This window comes from Arthrobacter sp. efr-133-R2A-120 (genome assembly GCF_030209835.1).
Taxonomy (GTDB): domain Bacteria; phylum Actinomycetota; class Actinomycetes; order Actinomycetales; family Micrococcaceae; genus Arthrobacter.
On the sequence record NZ_JARVRF010000011.1, the window covers coordinates 1 to 17860 of the forward strand.

At 64.9% G+C, this 17860-nt stretch carries 12 protein-coding genes and 1 pseudogene; 5 read left to right on the forward strand and 8 right to left on the reverse strand.

All coding sequences use genetic code 11. From position 1 onward, the window contains the following. Both QRN52_RS06800 and lipB read right to left on the reverse strand, forming a co-directional pair. Positions 1-415: pseudogene (locus QRN52_RS06800) on the reverse strand (lipoyl synthase); the annotation flags it as partial. Next, the gene (gene lipB, locus QRN52_RS06805) at positions 412-1080 is read right to left on the reverse strand and encodes a lipoyl(octanoyl) transferase LipB (RefSeq protein WP_284751989.1); all 669 of its coding nucleotides are present in this window, start codon (positions 1078-1080) and stop codon (positions 412-414) included. The pseudogene QRN52_RS06800 and the gene lipB, both read right to left, overlap by 4 nt. 224 nt (positions 1081-1304) lie before the next feature. On the opposite strand from lipB, the gene QRN52_RS06810 reads away from it, so the two are divergent. Beyond that, positions 1305-2888, forward strand: coding sequence for a serine/threonine-protein kinase (locus tag QRN52_RS06810; protein WP_284752201.1), 1584 nt, complete (start codon positions 1305-1307; stop codon positions 2886-2888). 4 nt (positions 2889-2892) lie between these two features. Here QRN52_RS06810 and QRN52_RS06815 read toward each other — a convergent pair whose 3' ends face one another. Next, positions 2893-3792, reverse strand: a complete 900-nt coding sequence (locus tag QRN52_RS06815; RefSeq protein ID WP_284751990.1) for a TIGR01777 family oxidoreductase — start codon at positions 3790-3792, stop codon at positions 2893-2895. An 83-nt stretch (positions 3793-3875) separates the two neighbouring features. On the opposite strand from QRN52_RS06815, the gene QRN52_RS06820 reads away from it, so the two are divergent. Next, positions 3876-7397: a S41 family peptidase gene (locus tag QRN52_RS06820; RefSeq protein WP_284751991.1), complete on the forward strand. Its 3522-nt coding sequence runs from the start codon at positions 3876-3878 to the stop codon at positions 7395-7397. An 85-nt stretch (positions 7398-7482) separates the two neighbouring features. Here QRN52_RS06820 and QRN52_RS06825 read toward each other — a convergent pair whose 3' ends face one another. The 5 genes from QRN52_RS06825 to QRN52_RS06845 all read right to left on the reverse strand — a co-directional run bounded on the left by QRN52_RS06825 (position 7483) and on the right by QRN52_RS06845 (position 13632). Next, positions 7483-7911, reverse strand: coding sequence for an OsmC family protein (locus QRN52_RS06825; RefSeq protein ID WP_284751992.1), 429 nt, complete (start codon positions 7909-7911; stop codon positions 7483-7485). A gap of 213 nt (positions 7912-8124) precedes the next feature. Then, positions 8125-8478, reverse strand: a complete 354-nt coding sequence (locus tag QRN52_RS06830) for a hypothetical protein (protein WP_284751993.1) — start codon at positions 8476-8478, stop codon at positions 8125-8127. 159 nt (positions 8479-8637) lie between these two features. Next, a complete protein-coding gene (gene sucB, locus QRN52_RS06835) occupies positions 8638-10386 on the reverse strand; it encodes a 2-oxoglutarate dehydrogenase, E2 component, dihydrolipoamide succinyltransferase (protein WP_284751994.1) in 1749 nt (582 codons plus the stop codon). 107 nt (positions 10387-10493) lie between these two features. After that, a complete protein-coding gene (gene lpdA / locus QRN52_RS06840) occupies positions 10494-11876 on the reverse strand; it encodes a dihydrolipoyl dehydrogenase (protein ID WP_284751995.1) in 1383 nt (460 codons plus the stop codon). A gap of 235 nt (positions 11877-12111) precedes the next feature. Then, positions 12112-13632 (reverse strand): leucyl aminopeptidase, encoded by a 1521-nt coding sequence (locus tag QRN52_RS06845; RefSeq protein WP_284751996.1) that lies wholly within the window; start codon positions 13630-13632, stop codon positions 12112-12114. A 319-nt stretch (positions 13633-13951) separates the two neighbouring features. On the opposite strand from QRN52_RS06845, the gene QRN52_RS06850 reads away from it, so the two are divergent. The 3 genes from QRN52_RS06850 (at position 13952) to QRN52_RS06860 (ending at position 17619) form a co-directional block, all read left to right on the forward strand. Continuing rightward, entirely contained in the window at positions 13952-14890 is a 939-nt protein-coding gene (locus QRN52_RS06850) for a proteasome assembly chaperone family protein (RefSeq protein WP_284751997.1), read from the forward strand. Between the two features lie 35 nt (positions 14891-14925). Next, entirely contained in the window at positions 14926-16284 is a 1359-nt protein-coding gene (locus tag QRN52_RS06855) for an MFS transporter (protein WP_284751998.1), read from the forward strand. 102 nt (positions 16285-16386) lie between these two features. Further along, positions 16387-17619 carry a DUF4192 domain-containing protein gene (locus tag QRN52_RS06860; RefSeq protein WP_284751999.1) on the forward strand — a complete coding sequence of 411 codons (1233 nt, stop codon included), beginning with the start codon at positions 16387-16389 and terminating at the stop codon, positions 17617-17619. Positions 17620-17860: the final 241 nt, after the last annotated feature.

Consider the following 17860-nt stretch of genomic DNA (forward strand, 5'->3'; position numbering starts at 1 on the left):
TCTCGGCGTAGAGCCAGACGCCTTCGTCTGCCAGGTCGTCGCGGGCGACGCCGGTGACGGTGGCGTAGCGCAGGTTCATGGCCTGGACGGAGCGGGCGACCTTGGTGGGTTCGAACATGTCCACGGGGGAGGGTTTGCCGGTGTCGATCTGGCAGAAATCGCAGCGGCGGGTGCATTCGGAGCCGCCGATCAGGAAGGTCGCTTCCTTGTCTTCCCAGCACTCGAAGATGTTCGGGCAGCCGGCTTCCTCGCAGACGGTGTGCAGGCCTTCTTTTTTCACGAGGTTCTTCAGGCCCACGAATTCCGGTCCCATCTGGACCTTGGCCTTGATCCACTCGGGCTTGCGTTCGACCGGGACGGCTTTGTTGCGCTGTTCAACGCGCAGCAGCTTACGGCCTTCAGGTGCCAGGGTCACTGGAGTGCTCCTTCGGGGCTGGATACGAGTGCTTCTTCGTGCTTGCGGAACTCTTCCACGAAGCGCTCAGCAATGTCGGCCGGATTGATGGTCCTGCCGGTCTCAATGGACATGGTGGTGACGCTGGCGTCGGTGATGCCGCACGCGATGATCTGTGCGTAGGGCGCGAGGTCGTTGCTGCAGTTGATGGCCACGCCGTGCATGGTGACGCCGTCCAGGACGCGAATGCCGATTGCGGCGATCTTGCGGTCCGGACCCTTTTCGTCGGCGAGGACCCAGACGCCTGCCCGGCCTTTGACCCGCGTGGCCTTGATCCCGTAGTCCTCCATGATCGCGATCATGACGGCTTCGAGACGCTCGACGTAGTCACGGATCCCGGCACGGTTCTTCAACTTGAGGATGGGGTAGGCAATGAGCTGGCCCGGTCCGTGCCAGGTCAATTTGCCGCCACGGTCCACCGGAACGACGGGAGTGCCGTCAAACGGGCGCTCGTGGTCCTCCGTGAGCTTGCCTGCCGTGTAGACCGCGGCGTGCTCAAGGAGCAGGACGGTGCTGGGTTTCTCGCCGGCAACAACCTTGTTGTGGAGTTCGCGCTGGATATCCCAGCCCTGCATGTAGTCAACGAAATCCGGGGCAAGACCCAGCTGTGAAAACTCAAGAGTCATGGGGACAAGCTTAGACCCCGCCGGGCGCAGGCCATGATTTTGTGGCCAAGCTCTCAGTCGTACTCGGCCGGGTTGCGGGGCTCCGGTCCCTGGCCTGTGGATAACTTCTGCGGCAATCCGCGATTTCCGGTATTTGTTGAGGCATGGAGACTTTTTCGCCAGGCGGGAGCGGCCAAGACCAAGACGGGGCCGTGCCCTCCCAGGGGACCGAACCTTCCGAACCCGTGATCCCGGGTTTTCTTCCGGTCCGTGAGCTGGGCCGCGGAGGGAGCGCCACGGTGTGGCTCGCAACGGAGCAGCGGTCGGGAAACAATTTCGCCGTGAAATGCCTCGACCGGAAACCGCCGATTGTGGATTCATGCGAGTCCAAGTCATCCCTGCTCCGTGAAGTGCAGCTTCTGTCCAGGCTGGACCACGAGCACCTCGTGAAGGTCCGTGGCGTCGTTGAGTTGGCAGGATCCTTTGGCGGCGGCTTGGGCGTGGTCATGGACTACGCCCCCGGGGGATCGCTTGCGCAGTTGGTGTCCAGCAGGGGGCGTCTTGGCGTGGGCGAGACGGTGACTATCCTGACGCCCCTGGCGCAGGCCTTGGCCTATCTGCATCGCCAAGGCATGACACACTCCGATGTTTCGCCCGGAAATGTCCTCTTCACCGCCCAAGGGAAGCCGCTCCTCTCGGACATGGGCATTTCCCGCGTGGTGGGGGACGCCTCGGGGGTCCCAGACTCCGGAACCCCCGGATTCGTGGATCCTGATCCGATTATCCCGGGGACCGCGGAACTCCAGCCGCAACGCGACACCTACGCCCTCGCCGCCCTTGGCTGGTATTGCCTCACCGGCTCCGCGCCTGACACTGCGGCCCGCCGGCCGCCGCTGACATTGCTCGTGCCCGCGGTCCCCACAGCCCTTGCCGTCGCCATCGAGGCCGGGCTCCATCCCGACGGGGAGCAGCGGCCTTCTGCGGCCGAATTGGGTGTTGCCATCTACAGGAGCGCAGCGCCGGAAGCCGTGGACCTTTCTGCGTCGGTGCATGCGACGGTTGTTCCTGAACTGATGACCCGGCGTCGGGCTTCTGATCGCCGCTCGAAGCGCGCCCGCATCGCGGTGCTTTTCAGCCGCTCCCGCCCGCCGGGGGTGGGACACAGGCACCGGCGGGCGGTAGCTCCGGCTTCCGCCCGACGGCGGGTGGCGTCTCTTGTGCTCGCCCTCGGGATAGTTGTGGGCGCCGGATCAGGAGCCGCAGTGTGGTGGGCTGGCACAGTGTGGTGGGCCGGCGATCTGGGACCGGGAGCAGGGTCGCCGACGCCTGGCCCGGCGTCGACGACTGGCCAGGAAGACCGGAGCGCAAACGAACCGCGCAATACCCGGCAGGGAACCGTCCTTGACGGGATTCCCACGGCGGTACTGGGCCAGATCCGATCCGAAAACCCCGAGGAAGCCATCAGGGGGCTGTCTGCGATCCGGGACACAGCGTTGAGTTCCGGCAAGTTCGAGCTGCTGGACCTCGTCAATGTACAGGGCTCAGCGGCTGCCGCCTCGGATGGAAAGCTCAGGGACGAATTGATCGGCGCCGGCTTGGTTCTCGCGGGCTTTTCCACCATCTTGACGAGCGTGAGAGTGGAAGGCGTTCCCGGCCCGGACCGGGCGACGGTTGCTGTCACGGTGGCAACCTCGGCTTATGAAGAACGGGACGCCGCGGGGACGGTCGTCCGGGCGCGTCCCCCGGGCAAGCCACAGGAACTCAGGCTGGTCCTCCAGCGCGGCGGGGACTCGTGGCGGATCACGGAGATCCTGGCCAAGCAGCCTTAGGGGCTCATTTGCCGCCGTTTGCCACCCATCGGGCGGCGTCCGCCAGCGCGGGGTGCTGCCAGGCAAAGCCTGAGTCCATCAGCCTTGCCGGTTCCATGCGCTGGTTGGCAAGGACAAGTTCCTCTGCCAGATGGCTCCCAAGGGCGAGGCGCAGGGCCGGGGCGGGTACGCGCAGGAACGCCGGCCGGTGCAGGGCAGCCGCCAGTTGCGCAACGATCGCGTTGACATCCGCGCTTTCGGGGGCGCACACGTTGACGGGACCTTCAAGCGACGAGTTAAGCAGGTATTCGAAGGCGGAAACTTCATCCACCAGGGAAATCCACGGCCAATATTGCCGGCCGTTTCCCAACGGTCCGCCCACACCCATCTTCAGCAACGGAAGGAGCGGCCCCAACGCTCCGCCATCAGGGCTGAGGACCACCCCGGTACGCGGCGTCACCACCCGTACGCCGGCAGGTGCCGTATGGGCGGCGGCCTCCCAATCGACGCACAGGGTGGCCAGCATGCCTTTGCCTGGCCCTGCGTCCTCCCGGAGCAGGCCGGCGCGGGACGAACCGTAGTAACCCGACGCCGACTGGCTCAGGAACGTTCCGGGCGGAGTGCCCAGCCGTCCCATGGCCGCCGTGAGCGTTTTTGTTGTCCGCAAGCGTGAGTCGATGATGTCCCGCACGCGCGCCTTGCTCCAGCGGCGCTCCCCGATGCCTGCCCCGGAGAGGTTGACCACGGCGCCTGCGCCGTCGAGTACCGCCTCATCCAGTTGGCCCGCGGCCGGATCCCAAAATGCCTCATTTGCCCCTGCAGGCGGACGGCGGACCAACCGCACGACGTCGTGCCCGCTGCCGAGGAGACGCGCGGAAAGCGCGGTTCCAATGAATCCTGAAGCACCCGATATCACGATTCGCATGCCTCATCTCATCATGGCGAGCGTCACTTCGGCATTACGGCAGGCCTCAAAAGGCTCGCTTCACCTTTGACTATGATCGAACAATGACCTCCTCCAGCTACTTCCGTTTCCCGCATTTGCACGGTGATTTGATCACTTTCGTGGCCGAAGACGACGTTTGGATTGCGCCCGTGGCCGGAGGCCGCGCGTGGCGGATTTCGGCCCAGCAGCTCCCTGCACGCAATCCCCGCTTCACCCCGGACGGCAAGCGGCTCGTCTGGACGACGATCGTGGGGGCCGCTCCCGAGGTGGTGACAGCGAATGTCGACGGCGGCGGGTACCGGCAGTTGAGCTACTTCGGCCACAGCACCACCCGGGTCAAGGGATTCACCTCCGCAGGCGACGTTGTGGTCACCACGGCCTTCGAACAAGCCGAGGGGCGGCACACGCACGCCTACGCCTTGCCGCTCGACGGCGGCCCCGCCGTTGAGCTTCCCTTCGGCCCCGTCGAATCAGTGGCATTCGGCCCGGAAGTGGGGGACGAGCGTCCCGTGGTCCTTGCCAGCGTGCTTTCCCGCGAGCCTGCCTGGTGGAAGCGGTACCGCGGCGGCACTGCCGGAAAACTGTGGATCGACGCCGACGGGAACGGCGAGTTCGCCCGCTTGGTTCCCGCGCTCGACGGGAACCTCGCGGACCCGCTGTGGGTAGGCGGACGGATCGCCTTCCTTTCGGACCACGAGGGCTACGCGAATCTCTACTCGCTGCAGCCGGACGGTTCGGACCTGCGCCGGCACACCGATCACGAGGACTTCTACGTCCGGCACGCTGCGAGCGACGGCAAGCGGGTCATCTTCGAATCGGCGGGTGAGTTGTGGATCCTGCCGACGCTCGAGGCCGACGCCGAAGCGGTACGGCTGGACGTCAGCCTGGGCTCGGCATCCCAGTCGCGCCGGCCCGCACCCCTCAAAGTCGCCGCCCATCTCGGCGAAGTCTTCCCCAACGCCACCGGTTCGGCCAGTGCGGTGGAATCCCACGGAACCATCCACTGGCTGCGCCACAAAGACGGACCGTCCCGCGTGGTCGAAGCGACTCCCGGCGTGCGGGCAAGGCTTCCCCGGCCCCTCATTGACGGTCGCATCGCCTATGTAGCAGACCACGACGGCGTCGATTCCATCTATATCAAGAGGATTGCCCCGCGTTTCTCACGGCCGGCCGTCGAGGCGCCAGTCAAGGACGCAGTACCGGCGCCACACGAAGCTGAAGAAGCCGCGGCCGGACAACTGCCCCGCCCGGTCTCGGCATCAGCCATTGCGGGACAGCCCGCGACGTCCGAGGTTCGGGTGCCGCAGCCGCACACGGAGATCGCTACGGCGTCCGCGGATGGTGAGGCCGCCCCTGTCAGCACCACAAGTGGCGGGGCCGAAGAATCACAGATCGATTTCCTGCGGATCGATTTTCCCAGGGCGGCCCGTCCAAGCGCCCTCGAAGCCAGTCCCGATGGCCGGTGGCTTGCCGTGGGTACCGCGTTCGGAGACGTCTACCTGGCCGACACTGCCAGCGGCACCTTGTCGCCGCTTGTCAGCGTGGGGGATGGCAGCATCGACAGCCTCGCATGGTCGCCGGACTCGCAATGGCTCGCATGGTCCGAGCCTGTGACATCCTTTGGCTCGCGGAGCAAGTTGCGCATGGTCAACATCGCCAGCCCGGAAGACATCGTGGATGTCACCGACGGCCGCTTCTGCGACGAATCGCCGGCATTCACTCCCGACGGCAAATTCCTGGCGTTCCTCTCGAACCGCAGCTTTGATCCCGTCTACGACGGCCATGCCTTCGACTTGTCGTTCCCCAGCCCCATCAAGCCGTACCTCGTGGCACTCGCCGCAGCCACTCCATCTCCCTTCGGCCCGGTAGTGGATCTGCTGGACGAGGATGAAGACGCACCACCCGCACAGACGAACGGCGCGAAGGACGGTGTGGGAGATGGTGCCGGGGCGACCGTCAGGGTCCATGTGGACCGTGAAGGGCTGCCCTTGCGCGTCATCGGCGTCCCCGTGCCGCAGGGCAACTACTCGGCGCTTTCGGCTTCCAGCGGCGCATTGCTGTGGCTCGACACCCCGCTCTCAGGTGTCACGGGAGACGGCCGCGGCAAGGTGCAGGACAAGGCACCCGCTCCGGCTTTGGTCCGCTACGAGCTTTCGAAGCAGAAGCAGGCCACATTAGCCTCCGCGGTTGAGCGTTACCGACTGTCCGGAGACGGCAAGAAACTGGTCTTCGTGAACGACAAGCAGGTTATCGCCGTACCGTCCGATACCAAGGTTGAAGAAGAATCGGGCGAGCTCGTCAAGGTTGAGCTGAACCGGATCCGGGTAGTCATGGATCCTTTGGCGGTGTGGGGGCAGGCCTTCGACGAAGCGTGGCGGCTGCAGCGGGACTTCTTCTGGACGGAAGACATGGCGGGCCAGGACTGGGATTCGGTGCACGCACGGTACCGGCCCGTCGTCGAACGCCTCGGCTCGCACGACGACTTGGTGGACCTTCTGTGGGAACTGCACGGTGAGCTGGGCACTTCCCACGCTTACGTGCGTCCGGCGGCCGTGGGCGAACCCGGGAGCAATGGACAGGGCCGGCTCGGCGCCGACCTCAAGCTCACGGAGGCCGGCTGGGAGATCACGCGGATCCTCGCCGGAGACTCTTCCGACCCCCTCGCCAACTCGCCGCTGACGCGGCCGGGATCCGACGCGAAGGTGGGCGACGTTGTCCTGGCGATCGACGGCGTCGGGCTCTCCGCAGACCGTACTCCCGCCAAACAACTGGTGGGCGCAGCGGGCCGGACCGTGGAACTCACGCTCCTGAATGGCGCTGGGCACGGCGAGGCGGCTGGCCAGCAGCGGCGGATCGCTGTTGTTCCGGTAAAGGACGAGGAACGCTTGCGGTACCAGGAATGGGTGCACGCCAACAGGCGCACTGTGCGCGAGGCCTCGGACGGAAAGTTCGGCTATCTGCATGTTCCGGACATGATGGCCAACGGCTGGGCGCAGCTTCACAGGGATCTTGATACCGAGACCGCGCTGGACGGCTTGATTGTCGACGTACGCCGGAACCGTGGCGGCCACACCTCCCAGCTCGTGGCTGAACTGATCGGCCGCAAGGTCACCGGCTGGAGCATGCCCCGCGGCGAAAAGCCGCGTACTTATCCGCATCACGCTCCGCGCGGCCCCGTCATTATCCTCGCCGACGAATTCGCCGGCTCGGACGGTGACATCATCACGCAGGTGTCCAAACTCCGCGGCATCGGCCCGGTCATCGGCACCCGGACCTGGGGCGGCGTCGTGGGCATCGACAACCGTTTCGCCTTGGCTGACGGCACCGGCGTGACCCAGCCTCGCTATGCCACGTGGTTCTCCGGTGGCATCGGGTGGAGCGTGGAGAACTTCGGGGTTGAGCCTGACATCGAAGTGGTGTTCCCGCCCCACGCCTATGCGGCCGGCACCGATCCCCAGTTGGAGTACGGGATCGGGGCCCTCAAGGAAATGGTGCAGGAGCTACCCACAGACCGGCCACCCCTGCGTGCAGGCTACCGCAAGCTCCGCCCGGCTGCGTTGCCCGCGCGGCCGCAAAAGGGCTAGCCGGAGGCCCACAAGACGAAGTCCCCGCCCTTCCGGAAGGAAAGGCGGGGACTCGCTTTTTGGACAGGTTTCGGACGTGGTGCCGCTAGGAAGCGAGCGTGGCATCCAGCGTGATCGGCGTTGCCCGGAGTGCCTGGGATACCGGGCAGTTGACCTTGGCGTCTTCGGCGAGGCGCTGGAACTCTTCTTCGGAGACACCCGGGATGCGTGCGCTCACGGTCAGGTGGATGCCCGTGATGCCTTCGCCTGGCTGGAAGGTGACATCGGCCTTGGTGTTGACCTCTTCCGGCGTGAAGCCTGCGCCTGCGACGCCGTTGCTGAAGGCCATCGAGTAGCATGCCGAGTGTGCGGCAGCAATCAGCTCTTCGGGGCTCGTCTTGCCCTCTGCGGACTCCGCGCGGGCCTTCCAGGTGACGTTGAAGGTTCCGAGCCCGGAGCTGTCCAGCGTGGTGTTGCCGGCGCCTTCGATCAGGTTGCCGTTCCATACGGTGTGTGCGGTGCGTGTTGTTGCCATGTCCACTCCTCAGCGTCGTTGCGAATTGGCATCCGGATACCGGATGCCACCGGGTTCAATCCTAGGGAGTCGACGGCGGCGGCGCACCGCTTGTCCGCTCTCAGAGGATTGTGACTGCCACGGTTCAAGCGGTAACGGCTTAAGCGGCAACGGCCGCCCGGACGAAAGGTCCAGGCGGCCGCTCAGTTTGCTCCAGCCAGCGATTATCCGGGATTACTGCCAGATCGTGGCGATGGCGATGTTGATCAAAGCCAGGCCGCCGACGCCGTGGGCCAATCCCGTAGAGACCGGTTCGCCCTTCTTGACCTTGCGTGAGCCAATGACGGCGAGAACGGCCACGGCGAGGCCGATCGCGAACTTGATGCCGAGCTTGAAGTAGTTGGGATCGGCATTGGGCAGCATGGGCAGGATTCCCATCATGGCAACACCGGTGATCAGCTGCACGAAGGCGCCATCGCGCTGACGCGGGTGAACGGTCGGCTGCTTCATGGTGGCGATCCAAAAACCCACGATCATGGCTGCGCCGACGATGTGCAAGAACAGCAGGACGTTGAAGAGGATAGTCATGGCTCCAGCTTAGCCAGAATCTTCTACGTGCCGTAGCAAAGCCACGGAGCAATATCCTGGCATGAAAAACGGGAAGGCCCCGGCGGTTTCCCGTCGGGACCTTCCCGTCGTCGTGATCCGCACCGTCAGGAGGTACGGGTCGCTATATGTTCGCTGGAATCAGAGGCCCAGGTCGGCTTCGAACGCGCCTTCCTCAAGGCGGGCCTTGAGGGTCTGGAGGAAGCGGCCGGCGTCAGCACCGTCAACCAGGCGGTGGTCGTACGTCAGGGACAGGTACATCATGGAGCGGATGGCGATCGAGTCATCGCCGTTCGCGTCGGCAACCACGACCGGTCGCTTGACGATGGCACCGGTGCCGAGGATACCCACCTGCGGCTGGTTGATGATCGGCGTGTCGAACAGTGCGCCGACAGAACCGATGTTGGTGATGCTGAAGGTACCGCCGGACAACTCGTCCGGACCGATCTTCCCCTGGCGGGTACGGCCGGCGACGTCGGCGATCTTGCCGGCCAGGCCGGCAAGGTTCAGGTTGCCTGCGTCGGAAATGACCGGGACCAGCAGGCCCTTGTCGGTGTCCACCGCGATCGCGAGGTGTTCCGCGTTGTGGTAAGTGATTTCCTGCTTGCCTTCGTCGTACGCGGCGTTCAGCTTGGGGTGCTGCTTCAGGGCTTCGGCCACGGCCTTGGCGATGAACGGCAGGAAGGTCAGCTTGACGCCGTTCTGGGCCTCGAAGGAGCCCTTGGCCTTGAGGCGGAGCTTGGCGATCTTGGTCATGTCGACCTCGTGCACCTGGGTCAGCTGCGTTGAGGTTTCGAGGGACTCGCGCATGCGGCGGGCGATGACCTGGCGGATGCGGGGAGCCTTCTCCACGGTTCCGCGGAGCGAGGAGGCCGCCACGGGGGCGGCAGCAGGCTTGCTCGCGGCTGCGGGAGCTGCCGGGGCGGGTGCGGCGGCTGCTGCTTTCATTGCGTCGGCCGCGGCGAGCACGTCCTGCTTCCGGATACGGCCACCGACGCCGGTGCCCGCCACGGTGGTGATGTCGACACCGTTCTGGTTGGCAAGCTTCCGGACGAGCGGGGTGACGTAGCCCGACTCGGTCGAAGACGCTGTGGGTGCGGCAGCCGGCGCCGGAGCTGCGGGCGCCGCGGCAGCCGGTGCTGCTGCTGGTGCGGGGGCCGCCGGTGCCGGTACGGATTCAACAACCGGTGCCGCTGCGGCGGGTGCTGCTGCTACGGGTGCCGGTGCAGCCGCGGGTGCCGGTGCTGCCGCGGCGGGCGCCCCGGAGCCGATGACGGCAAGAACGGAGCCGACCTCGGCTGTGTCGTCCTCGTTGACGCGGATCTCGAGCAAAGTGCCGGCCACGGGGGAGGGGATCTCGGTGTCGACCTTGTCGGTGGAGACCTCGAGGAGCGGCTCGTCCACCTCGACGGTGTCGCCGACGGCCTTGAGCCAGCGGGTTACGGTGCCTTCGGTGACGCTTTCGCCCAGGGCGGGGAGAGTCACGTCGTGACCCGATGCCTCACCGGAAGCTGCGGCGGGGGCGGGGGCGTCTTCGGCTGCGGGAGCCGGCGCAGCTGCGGGAGCCGGTGCGGCTTCAGGGGCCGGTGCTGGTTCCGGAGCTGCCGGTGCTTCTTCCACCGGTGCGGCTGCAGGCGCGGCAGCGCCGTTGCTGCCGCTGCCGATCCGAACCAGGGGAGCGCCGACTTCGGCTGTCTCGTCTTCAGCTACGAGGATTTCTTCGATGATGCCGGCAATAGGAGACGGGATTTCAGTGTCTACTTTGTCGGTGGAAACTTCGAGCAGGGGCTCGTCGACTTCCACTCGGTCACCAACCTGCTTGAGCCAGCGAGTGACGGTGCCTTCGGTGACGCTTTCACCAAGGGCGGGCAAGTTAACGGATTCAGACATGTCGTCCCCGTTCTCCTTATTGATCTTTAGTGCGGATGAGTGTTGCCTGCTGGGGTCCTGCGCCCGCAGTTCGTGCGGGCGCAGGACCGGGTGTCTTGCGTAAAGACTTAGCCGTGGAGCGGCTTGCCTGCCAGCGCGAGGTGGACTTCGCCCAGGGTCTCGTTCTGCGTCGGGTGTGCGTGGATGAACTGGGCCACGTCCTCCGGGTGTGCTTCCCAGTTGACGATCAGCTGTGCTTCGCCGATCTGCTCGCCCATGCGGGAACCGATCATGTGGATACCGACGACGGGACCGTCCTTCTGGCGGACGACCTTCACGATGCCGCCGGTGCCCAGGATGGAGCTCTTGCCGTTGCCGGCCAGGTTGTATTCCTGGGTCTGGACCTGGTCCTCGCCGAACTTCTCCTTGGCGCCCTTTTCGGTGTAGCCAACGGTGGCGATTTCAGGTTCGCAGAAGGTGACCTTCGGGATGTTCACGTCTTCGACGACCACCGGGTTCAGGCCGGCGATCTCTTCGGCGACGAAGATGCCCTGCTGGTACCCGCGATGGGCCAGCTGAACGCCCGGGACGATGTCGCCGACGGCGTAGACGTTGCCGACGCCGGTGTGCAGGCGTTCGTTGGTGATGACGAAGCCGCGGTCGATGGTGACCCCTGCCTCTTCGTAACCAAGGTTGGCGGTGACGGGGCCACGGCCTACGGCAACCAGGAGAAGATCGGCTTCGAAGGTCTGGCCGTCGACCAAGGTGACCTTCACGCCGTTGTCGTCCTGCTCGACGCCCTGGAAGAAGACGCCGGTGCTGAACTTGATGCCGCGCTTCTTGAAGGCGCGCTCAAGGTTCTTGACGATGGCGGTGTCTTCGTTGGGAACGAGGGAGGGGAGGCCCTCGACGATGGTGACGTCGACGCCGAAGGACTTCCACACGGAAGCGAATTCGACGCCGATGACGCCGCCGCCGAGGACGATGACGCTCTTGGGGATGTAGTCCATGGTCAGCGCTTCATCGGACGTGATGACGCGGCCGCCGATTTCCAGGCCGGGGAGGGAACGGGAGTAGGAACCCGTGGCCAGGACGATGTTCTTGCCCTTGTAGGCTGTGCCGTTCACGACGACGGTGTCGGTGCCCTGCAGCTTGCCTTCGCCTTCGATGACCGTGATGCCCTTGGACTTGATGAGTCCCTGCAGGCCCTTGTACTTACCGGCGACGATTCCGTCCTTGTAAGAGTTCACGGCTGTGATGTCGATGCTGTCCAACGTGACGTTGACGCCGTACTTGGCGGAATCGCGTGCGTGGTCGGCCAGTTCGGCCGAGTGCAGCAGTGCCTTGGTGGGGATACACCCGTTGTGCAGGCAGGTGCCGCCGAGCTTTCCCTTCTCGACGAGACCAACGGTGAAACCAAGCTGAACGGCACGCAGAGCCGTGGCGTAGCCGCCGCTGCCGCCACCGAGTACCAGGATGTCGAATTCTTGCGCAGTTGCCTGATCGGCCACTAGGACGCTCCCTCGCGTGAGCGATGACACGCGACTACGCGTCATCTGGTCTTGGAACTTGTACTGCCGCGATTATGCCAGCACCGAAGTTCTCTTGCATTTGTGACTACCGTGGTTCACCTTAGCGAACCACTTATCCATGCTCCACCCTGCCGAGGCTTTTGTGGGGCGCTTGTGGCCAGACTCACGTCGGGCCGTGGGGCCGGTCATAAACCGGCCCCACTTGGGGACTTGCTTAGGCCGTCGCCAGCACGTCTTCGACGTAGGCGAGCAGCGTCCTGACGGTGCAGCCGGTGCCTTGCTTGGGCGTGTAGCCGTAGGGGCTGCCGTTGTTGAAGGACGGGCCGGCGATGTCGACGTGTGCCCAGGGGATCTGCTTGCCCTCGGCATCCTTGCCGACGAACTCTCGCAGGAACACGGCCGCGGTCATCATTCCGCCATGGCGTTCGCCGATGTTGGCGATGTCAGCAACCTGCGAGTCAAGGCTTGCCCGCAGTTCTTCCGGCAGCGGCATCGGCCAGATGAGCTCGCCCGCGCGGTCTGCCGCGGACTTGAGGGCGCCCGTGACGGCGTCGGAACCCATGACACCGGCAGTGCGGTCGCCGAGGGCGATCAGCTGGGCGCCTGTCAGAGTCGCGACGTCGATGATGGCATCCGGCTGCTCGAGGCTCGCCGCGACCAGTCCGTCCGCCATGACCAGGCGTCCCTCGGCATCGGTGTTAAGGACCTCGACCGTCTTGCCGCCGTACACGGTGAGGACGTCTGCCGGCCGCTGTGCAGCGCCGGACGGCATGTTCTCGGCGATGCAGAGCCATGCGGTCACCTTGACGGGCAACCCGAGTCCCGCGACTGCCAGGACAGTATTAAGTACGACGGCGGCGCCCGCCATGTCGCTCTTCATGTCGCCCATGCCGAGGGCCGGCTTGATGGAAATGCCGCCCGTGTCAAAAGTGATGCCCTTGCCGACAAGAGCGATCTTCTTGGTGGCCTTGGCCGGGGAATATTCCACCTTGACGAGGCGGGGCTGGCGGGTTGAACCCTTTCCAACGCCAAGGATTCCGCCGAAACCGTCCTTTTCGAGGCGCTTTTCGTCCCACACGGTTACCTTCACGGGCAAACCCTTGGAGAGTTCCTTGGCAGCTTCGGCAAAGGACTCCGGGTAAAGGTGGCTCGGAGGCTGGTTGACCAGGGTGCGGGTGGCGTTGACCGCGCGTCCGACGAGCAATGCCCGATCGAGCGCGGGCTGGACATCCTTGCCGTCAAATGCCGTGTGGATCAGGACCTTGCCGACCGGATCCTTGAGGCCATCCTTGCTGGAGCGGTGCTCCGTATAGGAATAGGAACCCAGCACAGCGCCTTCGGCGACGGCCGCGACGTCGGCGAGGGACGCCGTCGGGAGGGCCAGCGTCACGGACGACAAACCGGCCAATTGGCGGACGGCCGATCCTGCGGCCCGGCGCAGGGTTTCCTCTGGGAGGAGGGCGTCGTCGGCGACCTTGCCGACACCTGCCAGGACGAGGACGCCCGAACCGGTCTCCGGAAGACCCGGCAGACGGTGTACCTGATCGGCTGCTCCCGTGATGCCGAGGAGGCCCAATGAAGCCGCGAGGGTTTCCGCGGCCTTCGCCCCCAGCGGGTTCCCGAGCAGTACCGGTCCGCCTTCCCCCTGTCCGACGGCTATCACGAGTGCGTCGCTGGGCGACTTCTTCAGGTCCTTGGCGATAGTGCCAAGGGTGATGTCTGTAGTCTTCACCACGAGGATTTGTCCTCATCTCTCTCTGCATGGCTTGGCCGGGCTGCATGTTAGGCGCCCGGCCCTGGTACCCGTCCGTTTGTCCGCTTGTGACAACGTCCGTCGTTGCTTGGGTCCGCACACGGCGGCACGTCTCGATCGTAGTCTGTCTGCCGCGCCGGAAAGCAATTAAATGAGAGTTGCGGCACATTGGCCGACAGGAATGCGCGGCCCGTCCGGGGCGTTGTACCAATACATGGAGCGTGGCCGGCCGCCGAGGCATCTGCCGCGGTGTGCAGCCGCCTGCTCCTCCAAGAACTTGAAACTGCGAAAGGAACATGCCGTGTTTGAACGGATTTCCGGCTCACTCCTTGACCCTGAGTCGCTCTACGCGAGCAACATCGAGCTCTTCCACAGCCCGGAAATCAGGGGCCTCAACATGCTGATGGGCTTCACGGGATTCGCTGATGCCGGCCATGTGGTCCAGCAGATCAACCGGGAACTGCTGGATACGCTCGAAGTCGAAACGGTGGCTGTGTTCGACGCCGACCAGCTCATCGACTACCGCACGCGCCGTCCCCACATCAGCTTTGTCGAAGACCACCTTGAGGACTACAAAGCACCCCAACTGGCGCTTTACAAGCTGAATGACGGCTTGGGCGAGCCGTTCCTGTTGCTTGCCGGTTTTGAACCGGACCTCCAATGGGAGCGTTTCGCGCGCGCCGTCGTAGGGATCGTGGAGAAACTGGACGTCAACCTGGTGACCTGGATCCACTCCATTCCCATGCCGGTTCCGCACACCCGCCCGGTCGGCGTAACCGTGCACGGAAACCGCCCGGAACTCATCGAGGGCATTTCCACATGGAAGCCGACTGTCGAGGTTCCTTCGGCCATTGGCCACATCCTGGAACTGAGGCTCATCGAAGCCGGGCGGAAAGTGGCCGGGTACGTCATCCACGTTCCGCACTACCTCGCGGATGCCGAGTACCCGCCCGCTGCGGTGGCGGGACTGGAATACCTGGGGGCGGCCACGTCCCTGATGTTGCCGACGGACCGCCTTCGTGAGGCCGGCAGGGAAGTGGGCAGGCAGATCGCAGAACAAGTGGAAGCATCCGAGGACGTCCAACACGTGGTTTCAAAGCTGGAGTCCCGCTACGACGACAAGGCCGAGGGAACCGTGCGCCGTTCCCTGCTCGCCGACGAGAACGACGAACTGCCCAACGCCGAGGACCTGGGCGCGGCCGTTGAGGCGTATCTCGCACGTAAAGATGCGCGCCCATAAAGCAGCTTTAATGCAGCCCCGGGCATAATGGAAGGGTGAACGCACCCCGCGCCTGGCTCATTTGGACGATAGGGGTGCTTGCCTACCTCGTGGCAGTCGCCCAGCGCACATCCTTTGGTGTGTCCGGACTGGAGGCTACCGAACGGTTCCATGCCAGCGCGGCGGCTATTTCTTTCTTCACTGTGCTTCAGCTGCTGGTTTATGCGGGCCTCCAGATACCGGTCGGACTCTTGGTTGACCGGTTCGGCTCGCGCGCCATGATTGCCAGCGGTGCCGTGCTCATGGGCCTCGGCCAACTCCAGTTGGCTTATGCCGACGCTGTTCCGGCGGGCGTACTCGGCCGGGTTCTCGTAGGCGCCGGTGATGCGATGACCTTCGTCTCCGTGATCCGCCTTGTGCCGATCTGGTTCGCGCCGGCAAGGGTTCCGCTCGTCACACAGCTGACCGGAATGTCGGGCCAGCTCGGCCAGCTCATCAGTGTGGTGCCGTTCGCCCTGGTCCTTCATTCGGCCGGCTGGAATACGGCCTTCCTCGCGTTGAGCTCGTTGTCCGCGCTTGCGGTCGTCCTTGTCCTCGCCTTGCTCAGGGACGTTCCGCCGGGTCACCCGCCCCGGGAGAGCACCCAAGGGCTACGCGCCACAGGGGTGACCCTGGCCCGTGCATGGCGGCAGCCCGGGACGCGTCTGGGACTTTGGTGCCATTTCACTGTCCAGTTCAGCGGTAACGTCTTCGCCATGTCCTGGGGCTACCCGTTCCTGGTGTCGGCGCAGGGCCTGAACCCGGCCACCGTGTCAGCCCTGATGGGGCTGTTCGTCGTCACCAGCATTCTTGTGGGGCCCTTGTTTGGAACCTTCGTGGCCCGGCACCCGATGCGGCGCTCGGCCATGGTCCTCCTGATTACGGCGGCTACCGCCCTTGCCTGGGCTGCGGTCCTGCTGTTGCCGAGCAGGGCGCCCCTGTGGTTGCTTGGCTTGCTGGTGGTCGCCCTGGCCATCGGTGGTCCCGGGTCCATGATCGGATTCGATTTTGCCCGGACATTCAATCCTTCCCACAGGATCGGTACCGCCACGGGAATCGTCAACGTGGGCGGCTTCGTTGCGGCGCTCCTGACGATCTACTTGGTGGGGCTCATCCTCGACATTCTCCATACCAGCGGTTTCTCGGGCGGGGAGCTGTACGGCCTGGCGTCCTTCCGCATCGCATTGAGCGTGCAGTTCGTGTTCCTGCTCGTGGGTACGGTCTTGATCCTCATGACCCGCCGCAAAGTACGCCGCCAGATGGCGGCCCAGGGCGTACACGTCCCGCCGCTCCTCGTGTCGCTGGCGAACCAGCGCCGGCGCCGCGTGGCTTTGCGCCGCGAACGGCTCGCAAAGCAGCGAAGCTCCACGCCGTAGCCTGCTTCCGCGGTGTTCCTCCACAGGCACTGACGGACACCTTTGTCCACATACGGCAATTGAGGCCTGCCGTCGCCCGCTCTTGATGCCGATGCTGGATTCATGACAGCAGACAACCGTGTGACCATCTCCCGGCCCGAGGACATCCTCGGCTTCATTCCCCACGCCTTGGGACTTTGGCCGAAGGAGAGCCTCGTCGCGATCACAATGCGCGGGCAGACGCTTGGTGCCACCCTCCGTTTGGACCTTCCTCCCGAGAGATCCGAACGTGTGCTTGCCGGGTACTCACGGAGGATCGGTGAGTATCTGGAAGCGGACCCTGACGCAGACGGCGTGCTTTTGGCAATCTTCAGCGACGACGGTTGGGACGATGACGGCGTCATGCGCGGCCACTTGCGGCTCCTGGAGGCCCTGGACCCCGTCCTGGCCCACCGAGGCGTGGCGCTGCGGGATGCCTGGTTCATCGGCTCCGACTACTGGCGGAGCGCATTCTGCACCGACCTGGAATGCTGTCCTCTTCCCGGGCGTCCCGTGGACCAGATCCTGGACAGCCGGCTCAACGCGGAAATGGTGTTCAGGGGAAGCAACGTCAGGAAATCGCCCCGGTTGCTGGGGCCAGGGGACCAACCTGTCCATGATCCGGAGTTTATGCGAGTGGAAGCCGCCGTGCTTGAGGAGTTGCTCCGGCGGTGGCGGAGCCGGAAGGCATTCGCAGAAATGCTGGATGTGTGGACGTGGGTCCTCGATTCGAGCTGTCGAGGGGAGTTCGACGGCGAGGCTGCGGCGTTCCTCCGGGCGAGCCTGCGGGTCCCCGCCTGGCGGGACGCCGTGGTGGTCCTGGCTGCTGCCGGGAAAGCTGTCGCGTGCGGCGGCGCGGAAGCCTTCGGCTTCTTTGACCATGCGGACGATGGAGAGGGCGATGAAGAGGATGCCTTGGTCATTCCGCCGGGGCTCCGTTCCCCGTCGCCGGCGGTGGCCGGCAAGCCGACTGAGGCGGAGGATCTCAGTGTCTTGCGTTATGGAGACGTGCTGCTGGGGCTCTACCCGGAGAACCCTGACTGGAACCGGTTGACGAGCCTGGACCAGGTTCTGGCGAGCCTCTCCCGTCACGGCGGTGGGGAGGCACGCGCCGCTGCGCTCACGATCCGGGGATGGATTCAGTGGTGCCGGGGGAGCGGTTCGTTCGCCGACGAGCTCCTTTCGCATGCTGAAGGTGAACACCAGGGCTATCGGCTCGCGGAGCTGCTTGCCGAGGTGGTGAGGCGCGGAACGGTGTGCGGCTGGGCCAAAAGCAAGTCGTCCGCGTGGCGGAAGTTCGGCGGGGAGGTGGCGTGACCCGAAGCCTGGAGGTGACTCCGGAGCGTGCCAATGAGGGAAATCCGTGCGGTACGTAATTGTCCGCGCGGTAGCGGGATATCGACCCCCGGAATTCAAAACCGTGAGACAATGGTTGCCGAGACCCGGTTGGGTCCGTGTTTCAAGTGCCGTAAACGTCCCCTGAATTCAGGGAACATTAAGGCGCCGTCGGGAGTTTTACCTAAAGACTCTGCGGTCGGCGATGGCACTTGATGTTACA

Bases quoted from the DNA above. Each gene is read 5' to 3' on its own strand.
- lipB (WP_284751989.1), bottom strand. From the start codon at position 1,080: ATGACTCTTGAGTTTTCACAGCTGGGTCTTGCCCCGGATTTCGTTGAC.
- QRN52_RS06815 (WP_284751990.1), bottom strand. From the start codon at position 3,792: ATGCGAATCGTGATATCGGGTGCTTCAGGATTCATTGGAACCGCGCTT.
- QRN52_RS06820 (WP_284751991.1), top strand. From the start codon at position 3,876: ATGACCTCCTCCAGCTACTTCCGTTTCCCGCATTTGCACGGTGATTTG.
- QRN52_RS06825 (WP_284751992.1), bottom strand. From the start codon at position 7,911: ATGGCAACAACACGCACCGCACACACCGTATGGAACGGCAACCTGATC.
- QRN52_RS06830 (WP_284751993.1), bottom strand. From the start codon at position 8,478: ATGACTATCCTCTTCAACGTCCTGCTGTTCTTGCACATCGTCGGCGCA.
- sucB (WP_284751994.1), bottom strand. From the start codon at position 10,386: ATGTCTGAATCCGTTAACTTGCCCGCCCTTGGTGAAAGCGTCACCGAA.
- QRN52_RS06860 (WP_284751999.1), top strand. From the start codon at position 16,387: ATGACAGCAGACAACCGTGTGACCATCTCCCGGCCCGAGGACATCCTC.